Annotated in this window: 5 protein-coding genes and 1 rRNA gene; 5 read left to right on the top strand and 1 reads right to left on the bottom strand. The window is 66.7% G+C overall.

Going from position 1 to position 8383, the window contains the following annotated elements; translation table 11 throughout:
* Positions 1-560: 560 nt before the first annotated feature.
* The 5 genes from U1H99_RS29950 to U1H99_RS29970 are packed head-to-tail and all read left to right on the top strand — an operon-like array spanning position 561 to position 7992.
* Positions 561-1901, top strand: a complete 1341-nt coding sequence (locus U1H99_RS29950) for an SWIM zinc finger family protein (RefSeq protein WP_323145141.1) — start codon at positions 561-563, stop codon at positions 1899-1901.
* Position 1902: 1 nt separating this feature from the next.
* On the top strand, positions 1903-3483 hold the full coding sequence (locus U1H99_RS29955; protein WP_323145142.1) for a DUF5691 domain-containing protein: 1581 nt from the start codon (positions 1903-1905) through the stop codon (positions 3481-3483).
* On the top strand, positions 3480-4577 hold the full coding sequence (locus tag U1H99_RS29960) for an ATP-binding protein (protein WP_323145143.1): 1098 nt from the start codon (positions 3480-3482) through the stop codon (positions 4575-4577). Before U1H99_RS29955 ends, U1H99_RS29960 begins: the two co-directional genes overlap by 4 nt.
* A gap of 18 nt (positions 4578-4595) precedes the next feature.
* Entirely contained in the window at positions 4596-6842 is a 2247-nt protein-coding gene (locus tag U1H99_RS29965; protein ID WP_323145144.1) for a DUF5682 family protein, read from the top strand.
* A complete protein-coding gene (locus tag U1H99_RS29970) occupies positions 6832-7992 on the top strand; it encodes a VWA domain-containing protein (RefSeq protein WP_323145145.1) in 1161 nt (386 codons plus the stop codon). Before U1H99_RS29965 ends, U1H99_RS29970 begins: the two co-directional genes overlap by 11 nt.
* A gap of 116 nt (positions 7993-8108) precedes the next feature.
* On the opposite strand, the gene rrf is transcribed toward U1H99_RS29970, so the two are convergent.
* A 5S ribosomal RNA gene (gene rrf, locus U1H99_RS29975) occupies positions 8109-8221 on the bottom strand.
* Positions 8222-8383: the final 162 nt, after the last annotated feature.

The following is an 8383-nucleotide window of genomic DNA, read 5'->3' on the forward strand; positions in this document are numbered from 1 at the left end:
TCTGAGCCAGGATCAAACTCTTCAGTTTAATCTCTGTTTGTTGGCATTGCTGCCATCGGTATTGCTACCGAGTCGCTCACTCAAGATACTGACCGCCGCTCATTGCTGAGCAACGTTAATACTTTTGTGAACATTTGATAATTTAAGTAATCAGCTGAACTAGTCAGCCGGCACCTTCATCAAACGCCCACACTTATCGACTGTTAATTTTTAAAGAACTTGGGCTCCCGCCGAGGGCGGTACTGCGTCTTGCCACTTAGCGACAAATCGTTTTGTTTGTCAGCAGCAGAGAAGTGAGATTATGCAGTGTTTCGCTTAACTCGTCAACTCCATCTTTTTCTTCAACGCTTTCGGACTTGCCGAAAATTCAAACACAACTACTTGATTTCGTTGCCGTTTTACTGCGCCGCAGAAGCAGGACGCGAACTATAGCAAATGGATGAGTACCCGCGCAAGGCCCATTTGCCGGATCCGTGGCAAATGTCTCATCCACCTTATATTGACCATCTGCTCCGAATAGTCGAGTATGCGTCATTACTACCTCCATAAGAAAGAGACCGGTGATCCTCGACGCCACCCAGATTCTGGCCCTCGCTCCCGACGCCGCTTCGGCCAAGGCCGGCAGTCAGTTGGCGATGGCGAGAAACTGGTCGAATCTCGGCCGCAGCGAATCCGCTTTATGGGGCGAATGCCAGGGCAGCGGCAAGCAGCCCTATCGTACCCAGATCGACCTCGGCGAACCTGCCTTCAAATGTTCCTGCCCCAGCCGCAAGTTCCCTTGCAAGCACGGACTCGGACTTTATCTCCTGCTCGACGCCGAACCCGCTCTATTCAATAGCGGCGATGCTCCCGCCTGGGTGAATGACTGGCTGCAGGGCCGCCAGCAGCGCCAGGAAAAGAAAGCCGCCAAGCCCGAGCCGTCGCCGGAAGCCGCTGCCACCGCCGCGGCCCAGGCCCGCAAACGCGAAGAAAAGCGCGAGGACAAGGTCGATGCCGGCCTGCACGAATTGCAGACCTGGCTGCACGACCTGGCGCGCGAAGGACTCGCATCGGTACGCTCGCGCGGCCAGGGTTTCTGGGATGCGATCGCGGCGCGCATGGTCGATGCCCAGGCGGCGCCTCTGGCCCGGCGCCTGCGGCGCGCGGGCGGCATGCTTTATCAGTCCAACCTGCCCCATGCGGAACAACTGGTCGCCCACGAACTCGCGTCGCTGTATCTGCTTGGCGAAGCCTGGCGCCGTCTCGTTGACCTGCCGGCCCCGCTGCAGGCGGACGTGCGTGCGCTGCTCGGATGGAGCGTCAGCCAGGAACACGTGCTGCGCGAGACGCCGCTCCAGGATCATTGGCGCGTCCTGTCGCAAACCGTGTCCGAAGACGAGCGCCTGCGCATGCGCGCCAGTTGGCTGCGCGGCGTCACCAGCGGACGCTGGGCACTGGTCCTGCAATATGCGGCCGGCACGCAGGGCTTCGAGCAGGGACTGGTCCCGGGAACGGCGTTCGACGGTGCCCTCCACTTCTATCCCGGCGCCTTTCCCTTGCGCGCCCTGGTCGGCCCGCAGGCGGAGCTGCGTGCGCTGGCCGATGGCCCGGGTCCCGCATCGGGTGTGGACGCGCTGCTGGACGATTACGCGCATGCCCTTTCGGCCCAGCCTTTCCTGGAGCGTTTTCCCGCGCTGCTGGCGGACCTCGTGCCCGACGCCGGCGACCAGCGCATCCTGCGCGACGCGCAAGGACGCGGCATCGCACTGCATCCTTCATTCCGCCATGCGATCTACCTGCTGGCCGTGAGCGGCGGCCGTCCGCTCACCGTCTTCGGCGAATGGGATGGCCGCACCCTGCTGCCGCTGAGCGTATGGCACGAGGGGCGCCTGCTCAACATCGACAGCGATTTCATTTCATAACATGAGCCACGATACACGCCGGCTGCACCAGCTCTTCAAGATCGGCAGCGCACGCGCCGGTGCCGCGCTCGCCGGCTTCGGCGAACCGCTCGACACGCTGCTGCCGGAGAATGGCAGCGCCATCGAAGCCCGGCTCTGGCTGGCCATCGGCGCGCTCGACCTGTGGCAACGCAGCGGATATCGGGCAGCACAGATGCCGGACCACGCCGAGACGCAAGCGGCGGTGCCGGACTCGCTGCCGCCCTGCCCCAGCCGTGCCGAAGGCATGCTCGCCCTGCTGCTGCGCGGCGTCCATGCGGCCGGGCTGCTGTCCGAATGGCTGCAACTGCTGCACCGGCACGGCGCCCGTTTGCCCGCGCGCTTCCTCCCCAACCTGCTCGATGCGGCGACGCGCCAGCCCAGGCTGCGTCCACTGGTCGTGCCGGTGCTGGACGAGCGCGGGCACTGGCTCGCGCGCCTGCGGACGGAATGGGCGTGGGCGGCCAACGGTCCCGATCCTGCCCAGCGCGCGCTGTCGTGGGATACCGGGTCGATCGAGCAGCGCGTCGCTACACTGCACGCCTGGCGCGAAGACGATCCGGCCGCCGCGCTCCGGATGCTGATAGCGGCCTGGGCCACCGAACCACCCGAACACCGTGCGGCCCTGCTGCCGGCGCTGGCAGTCCGGCTCGGACCGGACGACGAGGATTTCATCGAATCCGCGCTCGACGACCGCCGCAAGGAAGTGCGCGCCGCCGCCCAGCGCCTGCTGGCCGAACTGCCCGGGTCGCGCCTGTCGCAGCGGATACGGGCTCGCGTGCAGCCGCTGCTGCAGGTGGAACAACGCCTGCTGCGCCCTGCGCGCCTGCAGCTTGCCCTGCCGGGTGACATCGACGCACCGATGCGGCGCGACGGCATCGGCGCCAATCCCTGGCCCGGTGCCGGCGAAAAGGCCGGCTGGGTCATCGACATGCTGGCTGCCGTCGATCCGCAGGTCTGGGAGCAGGCATTCGAGCGCACCCCGCGCAAGCTGCTGGCCATGGCCGAGAGCAGCGAGTTCGCTGCGGTCTTGATCCGCGGCTGGGCACTGGCCAGCATACGGCACGGCGCCGCGCAACGCTCTTCCTGGCTGGCGGCGCTCGCGCACTGGTGGATCGGCGCGAAGCCGGCGCTGCGCGAAGCGGTCCCCGGCGGCCTGTTCGATGTGCTGGGCACCGTCGCCAGGCACGATGAAGACGCTACCCTGAGCGCCCTGGTTGAAGGCTTTCCCGACACGTGGCACAGCGACGCCGGCCTGGTGCGCCTGCTGCAGACGCTGGCCGACCACGGCGCCGGCCGCTGGCCGCAGGCTCTCAGCCGGCGCGTGCTGCAGCGCGTCGAGACCGCACTGCCGGTGCTGGCCACGCCGGGCCACGCCTGGACCTTCCGCCAGCTGCTATCCAGCCTCGCGCTCGCGCTCGATCCGTCCACCGCGGCCGCGGTCTCGGCCGGCTGGCACCCTGCCATCCAGCCGGACCACACCTTGCGCGACGCTTTCGACACCTTCTTCAGCACCGTGCGCTTCCGCCACGAGATGCACTCATCCTTCCAGGAGCCAGCATGACCCCGCCCGATACCAACGCCGCCCTCCGCCAGCATGCGGAACAGCAGTACGCCAGCGAGCTCGATGCGCTGATCGCCAGCGACACGCGCCAGCGTCCGCCGCGCTGGCGGATGTCGCCGTGGGCAGTCGCGACTTATTTGCTGGGCGGCCGCCTGGACAACGGCGTGACGGTCAGCGCGAAGTACATCGGCAATCCGCGCATCATCGAGATCGCGGTGGCGACGCTGGCGACCGACCGCGCCCTGCTGCTGCTGGGCGTGCCCGGCACGGCGAAATCCTGGGTCTCGGAGCACTTGGCGGCGGCCATCAGCGGCGATTCGACCCTGGTGGTGCAGGGCACGGCCGGTACCAGCGAGGAGGCGGTGCGCTATGGCTGGAACTATGCGCAGCTGCTGTCGAAGGGACCGTCGCAGGAAGCCATCGTCCCGAGTCCGGTGATGCGCGCCATGCGCAACGGGAAGATCGCGCGCATTGAAGAGCTGACCCGCATGCCGGGCGAGGTACAGGACAGCCTGATTTCGGTACTGTCCGAAAAAGTGCTGCCGATCGCCGAACTGGACGACGAGGTGCTGGCGCAGAAGGGTTTCAATATCATCGCGACGGCGAACGACCGCGACCGCGGCGTCAACGAACTGTCCAGCGCCCTGAAGCGCCGCTTCAATACGGTGGTGCTGCCGCCGCCGCGCAGCGCCGACGAGGAAGTGCGGATCGTCGAGACGCGCGTGGCCAGCATCGGCCGTGCGCTGGAACTGCCGGCCGAGACGCCGGCACTCGAAGAGATCCGCCGCATCGTCACCGTGTTCCGTGAGCTGCGCGAGGGCGCGACCGCCGACGGCAAGACCAAGCTCAAGACGCCGACGGCAAGCATGAGCACGGCCGAAGCGATCTCGGTGATCACGCACGGATTGTCTTTGGCTGCCCACTTCGGCGACGGCGTGCTGCGCGGCGCCGACCTCGCGGCCGGCATGGTCGGCGCCATCGTCAAGGACCCGTTGCAGGACCGCGTGGTCATGCTCGAGTACCTGGAGACGGTGATCAAGGAGAGGGATGGCTGGAAAGACCTGTACCGCGCCTGCCGCGATGTGATGAACTGAAGCGGGATGAGCTGAGCGATGAGCGTCCACCTGTTCGGCATCCGCCACCACGGCCCCGGCTGCGCGCGCAGTCTCGCGGCCGCGCTGGACGCCCTGCGACCGGACTGTATCCTGGTCGAGGGGCCGCCCGAAGCGGATGAATTGCTGCGCTTTGCCGGCGCGCCCGGACTGGTGCCGCCGGTGGCCTTGCTGGTCTATGCGCCGGCGGCGCCGCAGCGCGCGGTGTTCTATCCGTTCGCCGAGTACTCACCGGAATGGCAGGCGATCCGTTACGCCAACCTGCACGCGGTGCCGGTGCGCTTTTGCGACCTGCCGCAGGCGCATCGCCTGGGCCGCCGTGACGAAGCCGAAGCCGAAGCCGAGGCCCAGACCGTGGCGGCCGACGGCGAGCCGCAGCGCATCGATCCGCTGCGCTGGCTGGCCGAGGCAGCCGGTTATGGCGACACCGAGAGCTGGTGGGATCACCTGGTCGAGCAGCGCAGCGACAGCCTGGACCTGTTCGGCGCGATCGCCGAGATGATGACGGTGATGCGCCAGGAAACCGGCAGCCGTATCGCCCCGCTCGAGGCACAGCGCGAAGCTTATATGCGCAACGCCATCCGCCAGGCCCTCAAGCAGGGGCACGAACACATCGCCGTCGTATGCGGCGCCTGGCACGTGCCGGCGCTGGCCACGCTTCCCAGCGCGAAGAGCGATACCGATGTATTGAAAGGCCTGCCGAAGGAAAAGGTGGCGGCGACCTGGGTGCCATGGAGCCACGGCCGCCTGACGTTCGCCAGCGGCTATGGCGCCGGCGTGGTGGCGCCCGGCTGGTACCGCCACTTGTGGCGTCATCGCGAGCGCGCGTCCCTGTACTGGCTGACCGAGGTGGCGACGCTGCTGCGCGGGCACGACCTGGATGCCTCGCCGGCCCACGTGATCGAAGCCTCGCGCCTGGCCGATACGCTCGCGGCCCTGCGCGACCGCCCTCGACCCGGACTCGACGAACTGATGGAAGCGGTGCGCACTGTGTTCTGCTACGACAGCGATGCGCCGCTGCGCCTGATCCGGGAGCGGCTGCTGATCGACGAAGCGCTGGGCGAAGTCCCGGACGACGTGCCGGCGGTACCGCTGGTACAGGACGTGTTCGCGCAGCAGAAGCGACTGCGCATGGCGGTGCGCGCCGATGCCACGGAACTCGACCTGGACCTGCGCCAGCCCGCCCACCTGGAAAAGAGCGTGCTGCTGCATCGCCTGTCCTTGCTCGGCATCCGCTGGGGTAGAGTGCAGCACATGCGCGGGCGCAGCGGGACCTTCCACGAGCTGTGGCGCCTGTTGTGGCAGCCGGAATTCGCGGTCGACCTGATCGAGGCCAGCATCTGGGGCAGCACGCTCGAGGGGGCGGCCACGGCCATCGCGTTCGACCGCGCGGCGAAGGCGCAGGCCCTGCCCGAGCTGACCGCGCTGATGGAGCAGATCCTGCTGGCCGACCTGCGCGATGCGGTGGCGCCGGTGATGGCGCGCATCCAGGACATCGGCACCCTGACCCCGGACCTGGGCCTGCTGCTGGCGGCCCTGCCGCCGCTGGTCAACGTGCTGCGTTACGGCAGCGCGCGTGCGGTCGATACGACGGCGCTGGCGAGCGTGGTCGACGGCCTGGTGACGCGCGCCTGCATCGCCCTGCCGTACGGAGTGCGCGGCCTGGCCGACGAGGTGGCCGACGGACTGCTCGGGCAGCTCATCGCGGCCGACCAGGCGATCCGCCTGCTGCAGGCGGATGCCCACCTGGCGGCCTGGTTCGAGGCGCTGGAGAGCGGCGCCGTCAGCGAGCTGTCGCACCCGTTGCTGGCCGGACGCTGCGTCCGCATCCTGACCGAACACGGACACTGGCAAACCGAACGCGCCGCGCAGGAATTGTCGCGCAGCTGCTCGAAGGCGGTCGCGCCGCTGGCCAGTGCGCACTGGCTCGAGGGCTTCCTGCAAGGCAGTGGCGCCCTGCTGGCCCATAGCGACCAGCTGTGGCGCATCGTGAATGCCTGGCTGCTGGCGCAGCCGGCCGAGGTGTTCACGGAATTGCTGCCGCTGCTGCGGCGCACGGTCGGCAGCTTTACGCCGGTGGAGCGGCGCGAACTGGGGGAGCGCGCGCTGCAGGTGGGCGGACGCCATGCAGGTACCGGGCCGGCGCAGCCGGTCGAGGTCGACCTGGCGCGGGCGCGGCGGGTACTGCCGATCCTGCAGACGCTTTTTTCGATATCGCCTTTGACGGAAACCGCTTATGACGAATGACGAGCAAGACGCAGCCGGATCCGAAGCCGCGCGCCGCTGGCGCCTGGTGCTGGGCCAGGACGCGGCCCTGCCCCTGCAACTGGAGGCGGCCGACGCCGCCATCGATGGTGCCCTTCACGCCTTGTACGGCACCGGATCGGACACGCGCCAGGGGGGCCTGGGCGGCTCGGCGCCGCGGGTGGCGCGCTGGCTCGGCGACATCCGCCAGTACTTCCCGTCCAGCGTGGTGCAGGTGATGCAGAAGGATGCGCTCGACCGCCTGGGTCTGCAGCAGATGCTGTGCGAACCCGAGATGCTGGCGGCGGTCGAGCCGGACGTGCACCTGGTCGCGACCCTGCTCAGCCTGAACCGCGTGATGCCGAACAAGACCAGGAGCACGGCGCGCATGGTGGTGGCGCGCGTGGTCGAGGAACTGGAACGCAAGCTGGCGGCGCCGATGCGACAGGCGGTGGCGGGAAGCCTGAACCGGGCCGCGCGCAACCGCAGGCCGTGTCACCAGGACATCGACTGGCTGCGCACGATCCGCGCCAACCTGAAGCATTACCAGGCGGACTACGAGACCGTGATTCCGGAAACGCGTATCGGCTTTGCCCGGCGCGGACGTTCGCTACGCGACATCGTGCTGTGCGTGGACCAGAGCGGATCGATGGCCTCGTCGGTGGTGTATGCGAGCGTGTTCGCGGCGGTGCTGGCGAGTATCCGCACCGTGTCGACGTCGGTGGTGGTGTTCGATACCGCAGTGGTCGACCTGACGCCGATGCTGTCGGATCCGGTCGAGGTCCTGTTCGGGACCCAGCTGGGCGGCGGGACCGACATCAACCGGGCGCTGGGTTATTGCCAGCAGCTGGTCACGCGGCCGCGCGAGACCATCTTCGTGCTGATCAGCGACTTGTACGAGGGTGGCAACAGGGCCGAGATGCTCAGCCGTGCGGCCAATCTGGTGGGTAGTGGCGTGCAGGTGGTGGCCCTGCTTGCGCTCGACGACAGCGGTGCGCCTTCGTATGACCGTGCAAATGCAGCGGCGCTTACGGCGATGGGTATTCCCTGTTTTGCCTGTACCCCGGATCTGTTCCCGGATTTGATGGCGGCAGCGATCCAGAAGCAGAGCCTGGAGCAGTGGGCGTCGCAGGCGGGTATTGTGCGTGCCTGATCGGAAGCCAGTCTTTTGGAAAGGCTGGCGCATAAAATGCGCATTACAAAGCAAAAAACCCCACTCGGTTCGCCGAGTGGGGTTTTGCATTACTACTTTACTACTGCTATTAATTAGCCTGACGATAACCTACTTTCACACTGGTTGCAGCACTATCATCGGCGCAAAGTCGTTTCACGGTCCTGTTCGGGATGGGAAGGGGTGGTACCGACTTGCTATGGTCATCAGGCATAAACTGTACGAGTGCGCTTTGCATGCTGCTGGGCGCCACTCTGAATCCGGAAGAAGTATTTAGTTTTTTGAATCTGGGTATCAACAAACAGCTGTCAATCTCAACCTTGTACTGCCAAGGTTATAGGGACAAGCCGTACGGGCAATTAGTACTGGTTAG

This window comes from Massilia phyllosphaerae, assembly GCF_034659755.1.
Taxonomy (GTDB): Bacteria; Pseudomonadota; Gammaproteobacteria; order Burkholderiales; family Burkholderiaceae_D; genus Telluria; species Telluria phyllosphaerae.